Origin of the sequence: Carboxydothermus pertinax (assembly GCF_001950255.1) — a bacterium.
GTDB lineage: Bacteria > Bacillota > Z-2901 > Carboxydothermales > Carboxydothermaceae > Carboxydothermus > Carboxydothermus pertinax.
Genome location: NZ_BDJK01000065.1, coordinates 1 through 285 on the forward strand (window position 1 = coordinate 1; position 285 = coordinate 285).

The following is a 285-nucleotide window of genomic DNA, read 5'->3' on the forward strand; positions in this document are numbered from 1 at the left end:
CAAATCGATTCTAAGCACATCGCTGACCAATCTGCCCTTCCTTCTGATGCTTATGCCGCTATTTTCCGCAATAAATTGCCTAAGTATCAGTTCACAGCTATTGATGTTAAATCCCGGCTTCGCTTTATTGCTTTTGCTAATGAACTTACTTTTAAAAACGGTTTATCTTTCTTGCTTCTGGTAGCTTTCTGGTTAAGAGCTCTTGGGGTTAATCAACATCTCTTCTTCCAAACTGATAATGGTGAAGAATTCGGTGGACTCCCTACTTCTAGAAAAAAGTCTATT

1 pseudogene is annotated in these 285 nt (G+C 38.9%); it reads left to right on the top strand.

The window, feature by feature from the left end:
* Positions 1-285, top strand: a pseudogene (locus cpu_RS12800) (integrase core domain-containing protein); the annotation flags it as partial.